This is a genomic window from Nocardioides sp. CF8, from assembly GCF_000389985.1.
In the GTDB taxonomy this organism is placed as follows: Bacteria; Actinomycetota; Actinomycetes; order Propionibacteriales; family Nocardioidaceae; genus Nocardioides; species Nocardioides allogilvus.
On sequence record NZ_CM001852.1, the window covers coordinates 3,113,592 to 3,129,195 of the forward strand.

The 15,604-nt window shown below is 71.5% G+C and carries 13 protein-coding genes; 5 read left to right on the forward strand and 8 right to left on the reverse strand.

Going from position 1 to position 15,604, the window contains the following annotated elements; all coding sequences use genetic code 11:
* Positions 1 to 94 precede the first annotated feature (94 nt).
* Genes CF8_RS15235 through mfd form a run of 3 tightly spaced genes read right to left on the reverse strand, consistent with a single transcriptional unit; the run spans position 95 to position 4,921 of the window.
* A complete protein-coding gene (locus CF8_RS15235; RefSeq protein ID WP_010834001.1) occupies positions 95 to 703 on the reverse strand; it encodes a MazG family protein in 609 nt (202 codons plus the stop codon).
* Between the two features lie 12 nt (positions 704 to 715).
* A complete protein-coding gene (locus CF8_RS15240) occupies positions 716 to 1,414 on the reverse strand; it encodes a hypothetical protein (protein ID WP_156887237.1) in 699 nt (232 codons plus the stop codon).
* A 27-nt stretch (positions 1,415 to 1,441) separates the two neighbouring features.
* Positions 1,442 to 4,921 carry a transcription-repair coupling factor gene (gene mfd / locus CF8_RS15245; RefSeq protein WP_232211645.1) on the reverse strand — a complete coding sequence of 1,160 codons (3,480 nt, stop codon included), beginning with the start codon at positions 4,919 to 4,921 and terminating at the stop codon, positions 1,442 to 1,444.
* 278 nt (positions 4,922 to 5,199) lie between these two features.
* Here mfd and CF8_RS15250 point away from each other — a divergent pair, with 278 nt between their 5' ends.
* Entirely contained in the window at positions 5,200 to 5,853 is a 654-nt protein-coding gene (locus CF8_RS15250) for a hypothetical protein (protein WP_010834004.1), read from the forward strand.
* Between the two features lie 82 nt (positions 5,854 to 5,935).
* Positions 5,936 to 6,871 carry a lytic transglycosylase domain-containing protein gene (locus CF8_RS15255; protein ID WP_010834005.1) on the forward strand — a complete coding sequence of 312 codons (936 nt, stop codon included), beginning with the start codon at positions 5,936 to 5,938 and terminating at the stop codon, positions 6,869 to 6,871.
* Positions 6,872 to 6,877: 6 nt separating this feature from the next.
* Here CF8_RS15255 and CF8_RS15260 read toward each other — a convergent pair whose 3' ends face one another.
* Both CF8_RS15260 and CF8_RS15265 read right to left on the reverse strand, forming a co-directional pair.
* Entirely contained in the window at positions 6,878 to 7,663 is a 786-nt protein-coding gene (locus CF8_RS15260) for a 3'(2'),5'-bisphosphate nucleotidase CysQ (RefSeq protein ID WP_010834006.1), read from the reverse strand.
* A gap of 57 nt (positions 7,664 to 7,720) precedes the next feature.
* Positions 7,721 to 8,434, reverse strand: a complete 714-nt coding sequence (locus tag CF8_RS15265) for a helix-turn-helix transcriptional regulator (protein WP_157953096.1) — start codon at positions 8,432 to 8,434, stop codon at positions 7,721 to 7,723.
* A gap of 351 nt (positions 8,435 to 8,785) precedes the next feature.
* Between CF8_RS15265 and CF8_RS15270 the strand changes: the two genes are divergently transcribed.
* The 3 genes from CF8_RS15270 (at position 8,786) to CF8_RS15280 (ending at position 12,481) form a co-directional block, all read left to right on the forward strand.
* Positions 8,786 to 10,249 carry a sensor histidine kinase gene (locus CF8_RS15270; RefSeq protein ID WP_036491177.1) on the forward strand — a complete coding sequence of 488 codons (1,464 nt, stop codon included), beginning with the start codon at positions 8,786 to 8,788 and terminating at the stop codon, positions 10,247 to 10,249.
* Positions 10,233 to 10,922 carry a response regulator transcription factor gene (locus tag CF8_RS15275; RefSeq protein WP_010834009.1) on the forward strand — a complete coding sequence of 230 codons (690 nt, stop codon included), beginning with the start codon at positions 10,233 to 10,235 and terminating at the stop codon, positions 10,920 to 10,922. The genes CF8_RS15270 and CF8_RS15275 overlap by 17 nt, the downstream gene beginning before the upstream one ends.
* 116 nt (positions 10,923 to 11,038) lie before the next feature.
* Positions 11,039 to 12,481 (forward strand): exopolysaccharide biosynthesis polyprenyl glycosylphosphotransferase, encoded by a 1,443-nt coding sequence (locus CF8_RS15280; RefSeq protein WP_051204232.1) that lies wholly within the window; start codon positions 11,039 to 11,041, stop codon positions 12,479 to 12,481.
* A gap of 4 nt (positions 12,482 to 12,485) precedes the next feature.
* Here the strand turns inward: CF8_RS15280 and CF8_RS15285 are convergent, their stop codons facing one another.
* Genes CF8_RS15285 through CF8_RS15295 form a run of 3 tightly spaced genes read right to left on the reverse strand, consistent with a single transcriptional unit; the run spans position 12,486 to position 15,453 of the window.
* Positions 12,486 to 13,781 carry a DUF4910 domain-containing protein gene (locus CF8_RS15285; protein ID WP_010834011.1) on the reverse strand — a complete coding sequence of 432 codons (1,296 nt, stop codon included), beginning with the start codon at positions 13,779 to 13,781 and terminating at the stop codon, positions 12,486 to 12,488.
* Positions 13,778 to 14,797 (reverse strand): NAD-dependent epimerase/dehydratase family protein, encoded by a 1,020-nt coding sequence (locus CF8_RS15290; protein ID WP_010834012.1) that lies wholly within the window; start codon positions 14,795 to 14,797, stop codon positions 13,778 to 13,780. Before CF8_RS15290 ends, CF8_RS15285 begins: the two co-directional genes overlap by 4 nt.
* Complete coding sequence (locus tag CF8_RS15295) at positions 14,797 to 15,453, reverse strand: PIG-L deacetylase family protein (RefSeq protein WP_010834013.1); 657 nt, start codon at positions 15,451 to 15,453, stop codon at positions 14,797 to 14,799. The genes CF8_RS15290 and CF8_RS15295 overlap by 1 nt, the downstream gene beginning before the upstream one ends.
* Positions 15,454 to 15,604 lie beyond the last annotated feature (151 nt).

Sequence of the window (15,604 nt, forward strand, 5' to 3'; positions counted from 1 at the left end):
GTCGAGAACGAGTCGGCTCACCCTAGCCCCGCTCGCCCGGGTGACTGTCAGCCCCCGACCTGCATGAGAATCGGCACAGACGGACGCGACAGGCTCAGTCCTGTTCCGCGGCGATCTCTCGCCGTACGGCGTCGCGCAGAGCCTGCTCCGGATCGATGCCCTCGCTGCGCGCCTCCCGGACCAGGTCGAGCAGCCGCTCCCCCAGCTCGTCGGACTGGCCGCTCGGGCGTGCAAATGGACGCTCGAGCCGCGACAGGCGATCGAGGACCTTGTCGGCGTACAACAACGCCGGCAAGCCGGGCGGCAGCCCGTCGGTGACCGACGAGCGCTGCTTCTCGTCGGCCTTGGCCCGCTGCCACTGGTCGTTGACCTGCTCGGCCGTCAGGTCGGACGCCTCGTCCTCGAAGACGTGCGGGTTGCGACGCCGCATCTTCTCGGTCAGGCCGGCGGCCACGTCGTCGATGGTGAACTCGCCCGCCTCGCTGGCGATCGCCGCGTGGAAGTAGATCTGGAGCAGCAGGTCGCCCAGCTCCTCGCGGAGGTGGTCGGCGTCGCCGGTGTCGATCGCCTCGAGCGTCTCGTGGCTCTCCTCGAGGATGTAGCGCGCCAAGGAGCGGTGGGTCTGCTCGGCCTTCCACGGGCACTCGGCCCGCAGCCTGCCCATGACCTCGACGAACTCGACGAGGTGCTGGCCCTCGGTCATGGCACGACCGGGTCAGCCGCCGCAGCGCTGGTTGCTGGGCAGCGAGCTGACGTAGGCGGCGTCGGGCTCGGCCGACATGCCCGCCCGCGACCCGTCGCTGAGCGCGAAGGAGAGGTTGGTGTCGGCCGGAGCGAGCTGGCCGTTGGTGAGCTCGACGCCGTACTTCGGGTCCACCTCGATCCCGTTGACGTCGGGCCAGACCTTGAAGACGTCGGCGCCGGCCTGGGTGACCTGCTCGACGGTCGGCTCCGTGAAGCCCTCGGCGGCGAGCTCGGCCCTGCCGACCTGCTCGAGGATGTCGTTGGCGAGCGCCTGCGTGCTCATGACCTCGATGTAGTCGGCGCGTGCCTCTTCGGGCATGACGGAGGCCGCGCGCTCGCGCTCGGCGACGTCGCGCTCGTAGTTGACCGACGGGGCGACGGCGTACTGCTCGGCGATCTGCTCCGCCTGCGATCCGAGCGCGAGGAGCTGGATCACGCCCTGGCGGATGACGCCCATCGGCACGATGGTGCCCGAGCTCGTGAACTGAGCCGACAGGGCCGTGCACATGTTGGCGGTCGCCTCGTCCACGCGCGAGGCGCTGATCGTCTCGTCGCCGATCTTGGCCGCGACTCCGGGCGAGGCGCTGCCGGCACAGCCGCTGAGCAAGACGGAGGCCAAGACTCCACTGACAAGCGGGGCGAGGGCAGGCAGCAGACGGGGGTTGCTCACGATTTCACTCCAGGAGACATGACGGATTCACGACGTGGTCGGCGGATCGATGATGTCGTCGATCACATGCCGCGCCCATTCAAGCAGGGCGATCCCATCGATGGGCTTCCCCCCGATCACTGCGGTCTGCGGCCGCGGCACGAGGATCGTCTGCGTGGGTGCCTTGACGATGCTCTTGGGGTAGACCCGGCCGAGCCGGACCACCCGCGAATCGGGTAGGTCGACCGGCGCGAACCGGACGAACTTGCCCGCGAGGGTGATCTCCTTGACCCCGGCCTGACGGGCGCGAGCGCGGAAGCGGGCGACGATCAGCAGCGACTCCACCTCGATCGGCGGCTGGCCGTAGCGGTCGACCATCTCCTCACGCAGCTGATCGACGTCCTCGTCGGCGCGGACCTCGGCGAGCCGCTTGTACATCTCGAGCCGCAGCCGCTCCGAGGAGATGTAGTCGTGGGGCAGGTGGGCATCGACCGGCAGCTCGATGCGGACCTCGCCGAGCTCCTCGGCGCCCTCGCCCTTGAAGTCGTTGACCGCCTCGCCGACGAGCCGGACGTACAGGTCGAAGCCGACGTCGGCGATGTGGCCGGACTGCTCGCCGCCGAGCAGGTTGCCCGCTCCGCGGATCTCGAGGTCCTTCATCGCGATCGCCATCCCGCCGCCGAGGTCGGAGTGCTGGGCCAGCGTCGCCAGGCGCTCGTGGGCGGTCTCGGTGAGCGGCTTCTCGGCCGGGTAGAGGAAGTAGGCGTAGGCGCGCTCGCGCGAGCGGCCGACGCGACCGCGCAGCTGGTGCAGCTGGGAGAGGCCGAGGGTGTCGGCGCGCTCGATGATCATGGTGTTGGCGTTGGAGACGTCGAGGCCGGACTCCACGATCGTCGTGCAGACCAGCACGTCGAAGCGCTTCTCCCAGAAGTCGAGCATCACCTGCTCGAGCTGGTGCTCGCCCATCTGCCCGTGCGCCGTCGCGACGCGCGCCTCGGGCACGAGCTCGCGGATGTGGGCCGCGGCCTTCTCGATCGAGTTGACCCGGTTGTGGATGAAGAAGACCTGTCCCTCGCGCAGCAGCTCGCGGCGTACGGCAGCGATGACCTGGCGGTCCTCGTAGGCCCCGACGTAGGTCAGCACGGGGTGCCGCTCCTCCGGCGGCGTGGTGATCGTGGACATCTCGCGAATGCCGGTGACGGCCATCTCGAGCGTGCGCGGGATCGGCGTGGCGCTCATGGAGAGCACGTCGACCGAGGTCCGCAGCCGCTTCATCTGCTCCTTGTGCTCGACGCCGAAGCGCTGCTCCTCGTCGACGATGATCAGCCCGAGGTCCTTCATCTTGATGTTCGGGCTGAGCAGCCGGTGGGTGCCGACGACGATGTCGATCGAGCCGTCCTCGAGCCCGGCGACCACCTCGCGGGCCTCCTTGTCGGTCTGGAAGCGCGAGAGCCCCTTGAGCACGACCGGGAAGCCGCTCATCCGCTCGGTGAAGGTCGAGAGGTGCTGGGTCACGAGCAGCGTCGTCGGCACGAGCACGGCGACCTGCTTGCCGTCCTGCACGGCCTTGAACGCCGCCCGGACCGCGATCTCCGTCTTGCCGTAGCCGACGTCGCCGCACACGAGCCGGTCCATCGGGACGGTCCGGCGCATGTCGGCCTTGACCTCGTCGACGGTCGTCAGCTGGTCGGGGGTCTCGTGGAACGGGAACGCGTCCTCGAGCTCGCGCTGCCACGGGGTGTCGGGACCGAAGGCGTGTCCCTTCGTGGCCTGCCGCGCGGCGTACAGCTTGATCAGCTCGGCCGCGATCTCGCGGACGGCCTTGCGGGCGCGGTTCTTGCGCTTGGTCCAGTCGCCGCCGCCGAGGCGGTCGAGGCTGGGCTGCTCGCCGCCGACGTAGCGGGTGATCTGGTCGAGCGTGTCGGCCGGCACGAACAGCCGGTCGGCGGGGGCGCCGCGCTTGGAGGAGCCGTACTCGAGGACGAGGTATTCACGCGTCGCGCCCTGCATCTCGCGCTGCTGCATGGCCACGAACCGGCCGACCCCGTGCTGCTCGTGCACGACGTAGTCGCCGGCCTTGAGCTCGAGCGGGTCGATCTGCTTCTTGCGGCGCGCGGGCATCTTGCGCATGTCGCGCGTCGAGCCCTTCTGGCCCGAGATGTCCTCACCGGTGAGCACCGCGACCTTGGTCTCGGGGTCGATGAAGCCGCTGACCAGGCAGCCGGTGGTGACGGTGACGACGCTGGCGTCGGGCGACACGGCCCCGTCGATCAGGGCGGCCGGCACGTCGTGCTCCCCCAGCACCTCGACCATCCGCTCCGCAGGGCCGTGGCCCTGGTGCACGACGGTCACGCGATAGCCCTGCGCGAGCCAGCCGCGGATGTCGGCGATCGCCTTCTCGAGGTCTCCGCGGTAGGCCTCGGCACCCTGGACCGAGAGCGCCCGGGAGGGTACGGCGCCGGCGATCACCTCGACGTCGAGCTCCTGCGAGTCGATGCCGAAGGGGCTGACCGTCCACCAGCCGAGGCTGCGCTCGATGACGCTGCCGCGCACGTCGGCGACCTCGCGGTAGGACGCGGCACCGAGGTCGATCGGGGACTGGCCACCGCTCGCGGCCGCGGCCCAGCTCGCGCCGAGGAACTCCTCGCTGGTCGCGACCAGGTCGTGGGCGCGGGTGCGGGCGCGCTCGGGGTCCAGCACCAGCACGGTCGTGGTGTCGGGGAGCAGGTCGACGAGGAGCTCCATCTCGTCGACCAGCACGGGTGCGAGCGACTCCATGCCCTCGACCGCGATGCCTGCGGCGATCTTGTCCGTGAGCTCCAGCAGCTGCGGGTGGGCCTGTCCGAGGGCGGCCGCGCGGCGGCGTACGTCCTCGGTCAGCAGCAGCTCGCGGCACGGCGGCGCCCAGAGCCGGTCGAGGGTCTCGACGGTGCGCTGGTCGGCGACGGAGAAGGAACGGATCTCCTCGACCTCGTCGCCCCAGAACTCCACGCGCAGCGGGTGCTCCTCGGTCGGCGGGAAGACGTCGACGATGCCGCCTCGGACCGCGAACTCGCCGCGCTTCTCGACCATGTCGACCCGGGAGTAGGCCGCGTCGGCGAGGCCGCGGACGACGTCGTCGAGGGCAGCGGTCGAGCCCTTGGTGAGCTCGACCGGCTCGAGGTCGGCGAGGCCCTTGACCTGCGGCTGCAGGATCGAGCGGACGGGCGCGACGATGACGCGCAGCGGTCCGTTGCTGGCGTCGGTGCCGGGGTGCTTGAGGCGACGGAGCACGGCCAGCCGGCGACCGACGGTGTCGCTGCGCGGGCTCAGCCGCTCGTGCGGCAGCGTCTCCCAGGACGGGTAGTAGGCGATGGTCGCGGGGTCGAGCAGGTCGGCCAGCTCAACGACCAGGTCCTCGGCCTCGCGGGCCGTCGCGGTGACCGCGAGCACCGTGCGACCGGCGTCGGCCAGGCCCTTGACCACGAGTGGCCGGACGGCCGCCGGACCGGTGAGGTCGAGCGCGCGCACCTGGCTCGCCTCGGCCATCGCCTCGGCGAGCACCGGGCCCGCGAGCACGGCATCGGCCACCGCGGTCAGCGGAGTCTTGTGGTCCTGCACGACGACCTCCATCACAGCATCGACATCCGCGTGCACACGCGGAGAGACCCCCAGCCGGGTGCGGATGGGGGGTCGTGGCAAGTCTACGGACAACCTGTGGTTTGACCCCCCTGACGGCTGGGTAGCGTGCTCGCCAGCGGGTCGGCTGCCGGCCCCTGACACGACACAGCGGGTGCCACGCACCCATCGAGAGGGGACTCGGAGCTATGCGCTTCACACGAATCATCGCGGGGACGATCACGGCCGGTCTGGTCGGCCTGGTGCCGGTGGCGATCAGCTCGCCGGCCAGTGCGGCCACGACCTACACCACTGCGGTCACCATCACCGCGAGCGCGCCCGGCGTCGAGTACGGCGACGACATCACCATCAACGGCGCCGTGACCGACACCAGTGGCGGCAGCGTCTTCTACGGCACCGCGTCGCTGCAGGTCTACACGACCAAGACGCCGGTGTGGACCACGATCCAGACCGACGACACCGCGGGCAGCTTCTTCTTCTTCGACGTGAAGCCCGAGTCGAACGCGCAGTACAAGGTCGTCTACAGCGGCTTCAACGCCAGCAACGGCGACGTCTACACCCCGAGCGAGTCGGCTCCGGCGACCGTCGGCGTCCAGCGCACCGACACCCTCAAGACGAAGGGCCTGGTCATCCTCGGCAAGATCAAGCCCGACTTCGCCAACAAGAAGGTCGTCATCAAGCGCAAGAAGGGCAAGAAGTACGTCGCCTGGAAGAAGATCAAGACCAACAACAAGGGCGCCTTCCGCTTCAAGGCCCCCAACCAGCGCGGCTTCAAGTTCAGCGTCACGGTGCCGAGCGACACGCACTACTTCGGTTTCACCAAGAAGTACTACGTCTACTGATCACGAGCTGATCACCGACCGACCCCCGGAGCCCGGCTCCGGGGGTCGTGCTCGTTCGCAAGGCAGTCCGTACGCTGGCCGGGTGACCCGTGCCGCAGGGCTCCTCGCCGTACTCCTCGTGCTGGCCGGTGCGCCCGCGTGCGCGCAGGACCGTGCCCCTTCGTCGCCGGCCGATCCATCAGCGCGTACGCCGCTCGCCACCCCGACCACGGACCCGCTGGCCGACGGCCCCCGCCGCCCGACCGGTGCGGCCGACGCCGCCCGGCTGCTCGCGGCCGCCCTCGACGTGATCACCGACCCCGAGGCGACGCCTGACCGGGTCGAGGTCGCCGGGCACGCCGAGCAGCTGGCGGTCCGGGAGGTCAGCACGCACCCGCGCTGGACGGAGCGGGTGCTCGAGCGCCTCCCCCGCCGGTTCCGCGCGCAGACCCGCACCAACCTCGAGGCCCGCCTGGCCTTCAGGTCGATGCATCCCACGACCGCCGCCGACCTCGCCGACGAGCTTCCTGCCTGGCGCATCGTGCGACCGGCTCCGGCGGGGGAGCTGAAGCGCCACTACCGCGACGCCGAGCGGCGCTACGGCGTCGAGTGGGAGTACCTCGCCGCGATCAACTTCGTGGAGACGGCGTTCGGCCGGATCCGCGGCACCTCGGTCGCGGGCGCGCAGGGGCCCATGCAGTTCCTGCCGAGCACGTGGGACATCTACGGCGAGGGTGGCGACATCCACGACCCGCGCGACGCGTTCATGGCCGCCGCCCGGCTGCTGCAGGCCAACGGCTTCGGTCGTGACAAGGCGGGTGCCCTGCGGCGCTACAACAACTCAGCGGCGTACGTCCGGGGCGTGAGCCTGCACGCCCGCGTCATGCAGCAGAGGCCGCGCGCACTCGACGGCTATCACGCCTGGCAGGTCTACTACCTCACCGAGCGCGGCAGCGTGTGGCTCGAGGAGGGCTATGCCGCCCGCCGGCCGGTCCCGGTCGACGACTACCTGGAGCAGCACCCGGAGGCGCTGCCGTAGGTCAGCTCAGTCGGTGCCGTGGCGCTTGACGAAGTCGATGATCTGCTCGGCGAGCTCGGGCCGGCACACGATCAGGTCGGGCAGCGAGGTGTCGTCCTCGTTGTAGACGAGCGGGGAGCCGTCGACGCGCGAGCAGTGCAGTCCCGCCGCGCGGGCGACCGCCACCGGAGCGGCGTTGTCCCACTGGTACTGCCCGCCGGCGTGGACGTAGGCGTCGGCGAGGTCGCGCACGACGCTCATGACCTTCACGCCGGCCGAGCCCATCGGGACGAGCTCGGCGTCGATCTCGGCGGCGAGCGCCTCGACGAAGGCGGGCGGGCGGGTGCGGGAGACGGCGATGCGCGGACGCGTGGACGTGCGGGCGGGTACGGCGCTGGGCGCACCGGTGTTGAAGGTCTCCCCCAGCGCGGGCTGGGCCACGGCGCCGGCGGTGAGGCCGTCGCCGCCGGCAGACGCCTCCCAGAGCGCGACGTGGACGGCCCAGTCGTCGCGCGGCGGCTCGGAGAACTCGCGGGTGCCGTCGAGGGGGTCGATGATCCAGACGCGGTCGGCACTCAGCCGCGCCTTGTCGTCGGTCGCCTCCTCGCTCAGCACGGCGTCGTCCGGGCGGTGCTCGGCGAGCAGCCGTGCCAACAGCTCCTGGGCCGCGGCGTCGCCGGCGTCCTTGAGCTCCTTGCCCTCGAGACCGCTCTCGGCGCGGACCCGGAGCAGGACCTCTCCGGCAGCCTCCGCCGCCCAGACTGCAAAGGCGTGGTCGTCGAGGGTGGTGGGGTCGGGAGTCGCGTCAATCACGGGGCCAGCCTAGGGGTTGACCGCCTCCGGGCTGCGCGCGCGGCCCGCGGTGGTCGGCTACGGTGCCGAGCGCCGGGGCCCGGGCAGGACGGGTCGGGGGCCGTCCATCGTCCGGACGCTGCCGCCCATCCGGTGCACCACCGCGACGGCCGCCAGCTGGGACCCCACGTGGAGCTTGCGGCGGATGGAGCGGATGTGGCTGCGCACCGTCGTCTCCGCGACCCCGAGCTCGACGACGATGTCGCTCACGCGGCGTCCCTCGGCCAGCAGGTCGAGGGTCTCGCGTTCGCGGGGCGAGAGGCTCGCCAGCCGGATGCGCAGGGCGTTGTCCTCGGCCAACCAGCGGAACCACTCACGCATCAGGCGCGTGCGGTGCACGTCGCCCAGGGGCGAGCCGCCGGCGCGCACGGACGCGAGCGCCGCGTTGACGTCGACCAGGGACGACCCGGTGGGCATCACCCCCGCCGCTCCGCTGGCGAGCACGGCTCCCCAGGCCGCACCTTCGGCGCGGTGGGTGAGCACCAGGAACTGGGCGGAGGACTGGCTGATCAGGGCCTGCGCGGCCAGCACCGCATCGCGATCCTCCAGGTCGTCGAACAACAGCACCACGTCGTCCTCGCCCAGCTCGGTCGTGGCGCGCTGGATCCCCTCGGCCCAGGACGCTGCCGCGGCCTCGATGCCGCGCCCCCGCAGCGCCGCACCGACCGCCTGCGAGATGAGCAGCAGCCGGGACAGGACCAGCACGACACCTGCTGGGGCCGTGGAACTCATCGGCTCTGCCTCCACCAGACTTGCGCGCATCTTCGCTCTCCCGCGGCACGAGGACGTGCCGTCACGCCCATGGCTGGCACGATGCACGAGCCGTTGCCCGCGCAAGGCCGGAGGTGCCCGACGTCCACCGATTTGGGGATGCGGGAGCGCTCGCGATCGAGGCGCCACGCCCGTCTAGCCCACCATTGCCCAGAATTGGGTATCAGTTGATCATCGAATGGGTCCTAGCAAGATGAGACCTACATTTCGTTGAGCGGCCCTCGGGGGAACGCACCGTTGACGGTGGTCCGGTGATCACCCGAAGAGGGAGTCTTGGCAAGGCGGGGAAGGCCTTGTCTCGGCACTAGGGGCATGGGGCGTGAATTCGTGCATGACAAGGGACAGACGAACAAGATCATCGAGAGCTGGCAGGAGGGGCTGCTGGCCGCGGGGCTCGCAGGAGCCCCCGTCGTCGTGGTGCTGTCGACCGCACGCGACTCGCAGCGGGTGCACTCAGCGGCACTCATCGCCTCCGTGGTGGCCGGAGTGCTGCTGCTGCTCGCGGCGCTGCTCCTCTACTTCCACTGGCTCACGACGCCGAGTCGGCGACACAGCTGGACGGTGACGGCCGCCGTGGTGATGTCGGTGCAGGTGCTCGTCTCGACGAGCCACGACCTGGCCGAGCCCATCTCGGGTTCGCGCAACCTCGCGATGAGCAGTGCGATCGACCTGCTGGCGGCGGTCCTGGTGCTCGTCCTCCTGCTCCTCGGCTGGCGGGCCGTTCGGAACCCTCAGCCGCTGCTGCTGGGGATCGGGCTGGCGATCGGGCTCATGTTCCTGCACGCACTCGTGCACGTCGAACCGCCGCTGGTCGTGTCGGCGACGCCCGCGTGGGGCCTGGCGGCCGCCATCGTGGCCGGCCACCTGGCCATCGCCGGACTGGTGCTGCACGACCACAACCAGATCGCCTGGGCCCGCCACCGCCTCGCGTCGACGGTGCTCCTGATCGGCATCGCCCACGCGGTCCGCTCCGGCGCCGTCGAGGGCTGGGCCACCGACCTGGCGGCGGCGACCGCCCTGGTCGGCGCGGCCGCGCTGTGGGCCAGCGCCAGCTTCTTCCTGCTCCGCGACGCGCTGGCCACCCAGCACCGACGCGCGATCGTGCTGGAGGGCTCGCTGCTGGAGATCGAGACCAACCTGCGCGGGAGCCGCGAGCAGCTCCACGAGATCCGCAGCACCGTCGCCGGTGCCGCCAGTGCCGCGCGGCTGCTCGACGACCGCGCGATCAGCCCCCTGACCCACGACCGGCTCGAGCGGGCCATCCGCACCGAGCTCGATCGGCTCGAGCGGCTGGTGGTGCCGCAGGCGCCACAGACACCGGGCCCGGTGGACCTCGACTCCACCCTCGACGTGCTCCTCCAGTCGCAGCGCGCCCAGGGCCGCACCGTCGAGTGGGAGCCCAGCGGAGGTACCGCCGTGCACGCGCGGCCCGACGACGTCGCCGAGGCCCTCGGCATCCTGCTCGACAACGCGGCCACGCACGGCGGCACCGCGAGCAGGGTCTCCGTGACCGCCGAGCAGGACCTCGTGGAGATCGCCGTCATCGACGCCGGCCCCGGCGTCCCGCTCGAGGCCCGCGACGGCATCTTCGACTGGGGGGTCCACCGCAGCGACTCCCCCGGTCAGGGCATCGGCCTCAGCGTGGCCCGCCGCCTGGTGAGCGAGCACGGCGGCACGTTGACCCTGGCCGAGCCCGATGAAGCGCCCGGGTCGTCCTTCATCATCCGCCTGCCCGCGGCCCGCCGTTCCGAGGAAGCCGATGTCCGCGGCGCTTGACACCAGGCCCAGCACGCGGGTCCTGATCATCGAGGACCACATGCTGTTCGCCGAGTCCCTGGAGCTTGCGCTCTCCCTGGAGGGATATGACGTACGTCGACTGGCCCTGCCCGAGGTCGGTGGCTCGATGGCCACGCTGCGATCGACGGCGCTGCGCAGCAACGCGCGGATCGTGCTGCTCGACCTCGACCTCGGCCGCTTCGGGGACGGGATGGGGCTGATCTCACCCTTGGCCCGGTCCGGTGCCAACGTCGTCGTGGTGACGGCGTCGACCGACCGGGGCCGCTGGGGAGCCTGCGTCCGCCAGGGTGCGCGCAAGATCCTCTCCAAGGGCCGCCCGCTGCAGGAGACCCTCGGCACCGTCCGTCGCCTCCACCAGGGCCTGCCGGTGATGACCTCCGACGAGCTCGAGCGACTGCTCGACGCCTGGCGCAGCGAGCGCATGGTCACCGAGGACATGCGGCGCCGGCTCGAGCTGCTGACGCCGCGCGAGAAGCAGGTCCTGGCCGCGCTGATCGCGGGGCACAACGTGCGCGAGATCGCCCGCGAGAGCGTGGTGTCGGAGGCGACCGTGCGCACGCAGGTGAAGTCGATCCTCGGCAAGCTCGAGGTCTCCTCGCAGCTCGCGGCGGTCGGGCTCGCCCACCACGTCGGCTGGCAGCACAGCGACTGAATCCGACGTGTCGCGGCCGATCCGGCAGGCCTATGCCGCATTTGCGGCATGCCGGACCTGACCGCGATACCTAGGCTCGACCCACTGCTCACGCGTGGTCAGGAAAGGGGGGACAGATGGCGCAAGTCACTGTGCCCCCAGTCGGCGATCTGGTCAGCGGCCTGCCGTTGCCCCCCACTCAGCGGGTCGCGCTCCACGACCAGGTCGTCGACGCCACCAGCTCACGCAGCCGCAGCAATCGGTGGCTCCGTCCGACCGCGGACCTCGCCGCCAGCCTCCTGGCCGTGGTCATCGCGACGCGGGGCGGAGCCACTGTCCAACGTGAGGTCCTGGCCGCCGTCGCGCTGTCCTGGCCGCTGTTCCTCGCCGTCAACGGCTGGTTCACCCGGCGCCCGCTCGGCGAGCCCGCCGGCAGCCACGCGGGTCGCGTCCTGCGGTCGGGAGCCGGTCTCGGCGTCGCCTGCTGGCTGGCGAGCGCGGTGGTCGGTGAGGCTGCGGCTCCCCAGGCGCTGGTCCCGGTCGTCGCGGCACTGACCCTCGCCGTACTCGTCAGCGGCTTGGTGCGGCTGCCCGGCAGCACGACGCGGGTCGTCCTCGCCGGCCACCCCGACGACGTGCGTGCCGCCGTCGCCGAGCTCGCGCACTCACCTCGGTTCGTCGTCTCCGCGGCCTGCCTCTCCGCCGCACCGGACGAGCCGCTGGCCGAGCTCCCGGTGCGGGTCGGGGTGTCCTACGCCGCCGACGTCACCGTCCAGACCGGCAGCGACGCCCTGCTGGTGCTGCCCGGGCCGGGCATCACGCACGCCACGATGCGCCGCCTGCAGTGGCACGCCCACGGCGCCGCCGTGCCCTTCTACATCGGCACCGGACTGCTCGACGTCGCACCGACGCGGGTCTCGGTCGTGCAGGGCGCCGGCCTCGACGTGATGCAGATCCGCCCCGCCGCCAGCCATGGCCCGCGCCGGCTCGCGAAGGAGGTCGTCGAGCGGCTGCTCGCCGCCGTGGCGCTCCTCGTGCTCGCGCCGGTCCTGGCGCTGGTCTGGTTGCTCGTACGCCGCGAGACCCCCGGTCCCGGCCTCTTCCGGCAGCAGCGGGTCGGTCGCGACGGGGCGGAGTTCACGATGCTGAAGTTCCGCACCATGTCCTGCACCGCGACCGAGGAGCGGGCCGGTCTCAGCGACCTCAACCAGGTCGACGGCGGCGTGCTGTTCAAGCTGCGCAGCGATCCCCGGGTCACCCGGCTCGGCACGATCCTGCGCCGCTACTCGATCGACGAGCTGCCACAGCTGTGGAACGTCGTGACCGGCGAGATGTCCCTCGTCGGGCCGCGTCCGGCGCTGCCCAGCGAGGTCGAGCTCTATGACCTCGATCCGCGCCGGCGGCTCGCCGTGAAGCCCGGCCTGACCGGGCTGTGGCAGGTGTCGGGTCGCTCGGACCTGAGCTGGGCGGAGTCGGTCCGCCTCGACGTGAAGTACGTCGACAACTGGTCGCTCGCACTCGACCTCTCGATCCTGCTCAGGACCGTCAGGGCAGTGCTCGACCACCGCGGCGCCTACTGAGCGCTCAGTCGGGGACCCGGGCCAGCAGCTCGACGTGCTCGAGGTCCGCGGCGGCCTGCGCCACGGTGGCGAAGTCGAGCCCGGCGCGCTGGGCGACGTCCAGCAGGGACGTCTGGCCGTCGGAGCAGGCCAGCGCCCACAGCCTCGCCATCATCGCGTCGGTGGCCGCCTGGCCACCTGTGTCGGGGTAGAGGCCGCGCTTGCCGAGCTGCGGCTCGCCGTACGGACTGAGGTTGAGGTAGGAGGCGTCGCGCTCGAGCACGTCGATGATCTCGGTGAGCGCGGCGTAGGCCCCGAGGAGCTCGTCGTCCTTGACGTAGCCCAGGTCATCGGCCGAGGTGTGGTACTCCGGGTATTCGCCGTGCGGGGTGCGCGTGAGCCGGCCTACCGGGAGGTCGAATCCGAGCGAGTTGTACTGCCGCTCGTCATAACCGTACGGCGAGTAGTCGCGCACCTCCCCGCCGCGCCGGCCGACGACGTGGGCCGCGGCCCGGTCGATGCCGCGGTCCGCGCGCCGGGTGCGCTTGTAGACCAGGGGCCCGGGGCCGCCGAGCCCGGCGAGGACCAGGCCGTGCCGGATCCGCGGCAGCGTCTGCTCGTGCAGGCTCAGCCAGGTGATGGACCCGATGACGCCCGGGGCGAACACGAAGCGATAGCTCCACCGCCGGCGCGGCAGCGCCGCGAGCGCGGCCGCGAGCTCGGTCGCGACGACGATGCCGGACAGGTTGTCGTTGGCCAGCGAGGGATGGCAGGTGTGCGCGCTGACCAGCACCTCGTCCTGGGAGTCCCCGGGCACGAGCACCTCGCCGTAGGTCAGGGCTCCCGGCTCGACCGTGGAGTCGATGACGACGTCGTAGGGCCCCTCGTCCATCGCGTCCAGCTGCCGCTGGGTGAGACAGAAGCCCCAGGTGCGGTGGTAGTAGGAGGTCCGGTAGGGGATCCAGTCGGGGTGCTCGGGCAGCGTGAACAGGTGGGGGCGCAGCTCCTCGAGCGTCATCCGCCGCCGCACCGGCACGCTGTAGCCGACCAGGTGCAGCGTGTGCTCGCGGAAGTCGATGACCCGGCGACCGCCGAGGTCGGCGACGTAGGCGTCGCGGACGTTCCACTCGTCGTTGACGGTCCAGTCGTGGCAGGTCGTGCCGGTCGGGATCTCGACGCTGCGCAGCGAGACGTCCTCCCCCATGACCGCGAGCGTCTCGCGCACGCCGTCGCCGGTCATGCTCCGGCAGAGCGGGTAGAGCCGCTCGAGCCGCGCCCGCATCCGCTGCGCGCGCAGCGGGTCCGGGGAGAGCAGGCTCATCGCAGCACGAGGCGGTCGTCGAGGCGCCCGGCGCCCATCAACTCCTGGATCCTCTTGAGCCGGACGTAGCGGGGACCCTCGAAGGCGTCTGCGGTCAGGCTCTGGCGAGCCATGTCCTCGGCCAGCTCGTCGATGCCGGTCGCCACCGTCCACTCGGGCCGGAAGCCCGGCAGGTCGCGGGCCAGCTTGGCGAAGTCGACGCGGTAGTCGCGCAGGTCTGCGGTCGCTCCCTCGGCGAAGGTGACCGGGGCCCCGAAGCGCTCGGCGACGGCCAGCGCGATCTCGCGCACCTGGACGACGTCCTCGTCGCGCCCCACGTTGAAGGCCTGGTCGTGCACGACCTCGCGGGGCGCCTCCAGGACGGCGAGGAAGGCGCGCGCGATGTCCTCGGCGTGCACGAGCGGACGCCACGGTGTGCCGTCGCTCTGCAGCCGCACCTCGCCGCGCGTGAAGGCCGCGCCGCACAGGTTGTTCACCACGATGTCGGCGCGCAGCCTGGGAGACGAGCCGTAGGCGGTGGCGTTGCGGAGGTAGGTCGGGCTGAAGTCGTCGTCAGCGAGGCGGGAGATGGCTCGCTCTGCGCGGATCTTGCTCTCGCCGTACGGCGTCACCGGGTTCATCTCGCCGTCCTCGGCCACCCGGGTGTCGCCCGCCGCGCCGTAGAGCGAGCACGAGGAGGAGAAGAGGAAGCGCTGGACACCGGCCGCCTTGGCCACCTCGGCCATGTGGAACGCACCGTCGGAGTTCACCGAGAACGTCGCCTCGGGGTTGAGGTGGCCGATCGGGTCGTTGGAGATCGCCGCGAGGTGGATCACCGCATCGAAGCCGGCGAGGTCGTCGGGCGACTGGTCGCGGATGTCGCCGGTCCTGGACTCGTAGCCGGACGGCGCGGGTCCGAAGTCGCAGCCGTCGTACCAGCCGGCATCGAGGCCGGTCACCTCGTGTCCCGCCTCCTGCAGCAGGGGCACCATCACCGCACCGAGGTAGCCCCGGTCACCATCCACCAGCAATCGCATCAGTCGTCTCCTCGTCGGGTCGCGCCGAGGTCCAGCAGGACCTTGCGGCTGTGGAAGCCTTCGGCGTACGGCGCCCGGCACTCGACGCCGCGCAGGCGCAGCAGCCCCCGGAAGACCTCGTGGTCCCACCAGTCCCGCCCGACCTGCGAGGGGAAGCCCTCGTCGAGCAGCCGCAGCTTCGCCGCCACGACGTCCGCGTCCAGGGCGACGTAGTGATTGGGGGTGGTCAGGTCGCCGTCCCACTTCGGGATCTCGTAGTGCAGCACGAGGGCGTCTCGCCACACCGTCGCAGCGAGCCGGCCCACGACACGGTGGTCCTGGTGGGCGTCGTCGGCGCGGGGTGCGAGGACGAGGTCGGGTGCATGCCGGCGGGCCGCCTCCTCCAGCACGTCCTTGGCCGCGTCCCAGTCGGCAGGCAGCCGACCGTCACGCAGGCCGCCGGTCTCCACGACCGCACCGGGCGCGAACCGGGCCAGGGAGGCGCGCGCCTCGTCCTGCCGCTCCTGGGTGCCGGTGAGCACCAGGCCGGCGACCGTGACGTCGTCTCGCCCTGCCAGCGTCAGCAACGTGCCCCCGCAGCCGATCTCGATGTCGTCGGGATGGGCGCCGAGGCACAGGACGGACAACGGGCCGTGCTGCGCGATCAACGACAGCATGGACCCACCCCCTCAGCACTCCCTGTCCTCCCCCCGAGGACGTGCCCGCACGCTAGTCCGGGGCGATGAGTGCTGACGGTCCGTGCGCACGGAAGTACCCGGTTCTCGGGACACGCCCACGGCCTCGCGTCAGTAGCCTCGACAGGGACAC

Bases quoted from the DNA above. Each gene is read 5' to 3' on its own strand.
- CF8_RS15295 (WP_010834013.1), bottom strand. From the start codon at position 15,453: ATGCTGTCGTTGATCGCGCAGCACGGCCCGTTGTCCGTCCTGTGCCTC.
- CF8_RS15290 (WP_010834012.1), bottom strand. From the start codon at position 14,797: ATGCGATTGCTGGTGGATGGTGACCGGGGCTACCTCGGTGCGGTGATG.
- CF8_RS15250 (WP_010834004.1), top strand. From the start codon at position 5,200: ATGCGCTTCACACGAATCATCGCGGGGACGATCACGGCCGGTCTGGTC.
- CF8_RS15235 (WP_010834001.1), bottom strand. From the start codon at position 703: ATGACCGAGGGCCAGCACCTCGTCGAGTTCGTCGAGGTCATGGGCAGG.
- mfd (WP_232211645.1), bottom strand. From the start codon at position 4,921: ATGGCCGAGGCGAGCCAGGTGCGCGCGCTCGACCTCACCGGTCCGGCG.
- CF8_RS15270 (WP_036491177.1), top strand. From the start codon at position 8,786: ATGGGGCGTGAATTCGTGCATGACAAGGGACAGACGAACAAGATCATC.
- CF8_RS15285 (WP_010834011.1), bottom strand. From the start codon at position 13,781: ATGAGCCTGCTCTCCCCGGACCCGCTGCGCGCGCAGCGGATGCGGGCG.
- CF8_RS15265 (WP_157953096.1), bottom strand. From the start codon at position 8,434: ATGAGTTCCACGGCCCCAGCAGGTGTCGTGCTGGTCCTGTCCCGGCTG.
- CF8_RS15280 (WP_051204232.1), top strand. From the start codon at position 11,039: ATGGCGCAAGTCACTGTGCCCCCAGTCGGCGATCTGGTCAGCGGCCTG.
- CF8_RS15275 (WP_010834009.1), top strand. From the start codon at position 10,233: ATGTCCGCGGCGCTTGACACCAGGCCCAGCACGCGGGTCCTGATCATC.